Origin of the sequence: Clostridium tetani, from assembly GCF_900167265.1 — a bacterium.
Lineage (GTDB): Bacteria > Bacillota > Clostridia > Clostridiales > Clostridiaceae > Clostridium_G > Clostridium_G tetani.
This window is the reverse complement of sequence record NZ_FUWT01000001.1, coordinates 1-1,604: the sequence shown is the minus strand read 5'-3', so window position 1 is coordinate 1,604 and position 1,604 is coordinate 1. Positions and strand designations below refer to the sequence as shown.

Below are 1,604 nucleotides of genomic sequence, written 5' to 3'. Positions count from 1 at the left end.
TTACTCCTTAGAAAGGAGGTGATCCAGCCGCAGGTTCTCCTACGGCTACCTTGTTACGACTTCACCCCAATCATTAACCCCACCTTCGGCCGCTGGCTCCTTACGGTTACCTCACGGACTTCGGGTGTTGCCAACTCTCATGGTGTGACGGGCGGTGTGTACAAGGCCCGGGAACGTATTCACCGCAACATTCTGATTTGCGATTACTAGCAACTCCGGCTTCATGCAGGCGAGTTTCAGCCTGCAATCCGAACTGGGATCGGTTTTTGAGATTTGCTCCACCTCGCGGTCTTGCGTCTCTCTGTACCGACCATTGTAGCACGTGTGTAGCCCTAGACATAAGGGGCATGATGATTTGACGTCATCCCCACCTTCCTCCTGGTTCACCCAGGCAGTCTCATTAGAGTGCTCAACTTAATGGTAGCAACTAATAATAAGGGTTGCGCTCGTTGCGGGACTTAACCCAACATCTCACGACACGAGCTGACGACAACCATGCACCACCTGTATCCCTGTCCCCGAAGGGACTTCCTCAGTTACGAGTAATTCAGGGTATGTCAAGTCTAGGTAAGGTTCTTCGCGTTGCTTCGAATTAAACCACATGCTCCGCTGCTTGTGCGGGCCCCCGTCAATTCCTTTGAGTTTTAGTCTTGCGACCGTACTCCCCAGGCGGAATACTTAATGTGTTAACTGCGGCACAGAAGGTTGGACCCTCCTACACCTAGTATTCATCGTTTACGGCGTGGACTACCAGGGTATCTAATCCTGTTTGCTACCCACGCTTTCGTGCCTCAGCGTCAGTTACAGTCCAGGAAACCGCCTTCGCCACTGGTGTTCTTCCTAATCTCTACGCATTTCACCGCTACACTAGGAATTCCGTTTCCCTCTCCTGTACTCTAGATGCCCAGTTTGAAATGCAGCCCCTAAGTTAAGCTTAGGTATTTCACATCTCACTTAAGCATCCGCCTACGCACCCTTTACGCCCAGTAAATCCGGACAACGCTTGCCACCTACGTATTACCGCGGCTGCTGGCACGTAGTTAGCCGTGGCTTCCTCATCTGGTACCGTCATTATCGTCCCAGAAAACAGGGTTTTACGATCCGAAAACCTTCATCACCCACGCGGCGTTGCTGCGTCAGGGTTTCCCCCATTGCGCAATATTCCCCACTGCTGCCTCCCGTAGGAGTCTGGACCGTGTCTCAGTTCCAATGTGGCCGATCACCCTCTCAGGTCGGCTACCCATCGTCGCCTTGGTAAGCCATTACCTTACCAACTAGCTAATGGGGCGCGGGCCCATCTCAAAGCAGATTACTCCTTTGGTTAAAGTTTCATGCGAAACCTTAACTTTATGCGGTATTAATCCTCCTTTCGGAGGGCTATTCCCCTCTTTGAGGCAGGTTGCCCACGTGTTACTCACCCGTCCGCCGCTAATCCACTTCCCGAAGGAAGCTTCATCGCTCGACTTGCATGTGTTAAGCACGCCGCCAGCGTTCGTCCTGAGCCAGGATCAAACTCTCAATTTAAAAGTTTAGTCTTTATCAACTATATATAATTGATAAAACCTTGCTCAATTACTATTTTTTGATTCTCAATAAGAATCGAC

Annotated in this window: 1 rRNA gene; it reads right to left on the bottom strand. The window is 50.8% G+C overall.

Annotated features, from left to right (window positions below):
• Positions 1 to 11: 11 nt before the first annotated feature.
• Positions 12 to 1,524: ribosomal RNA gene (locus tag B5D21_RS00005) — 16S ribosomal RNA — on the bottom strand.
• Positions 1,525 to 1,604 lie beyond the last annotated feature (80 nt).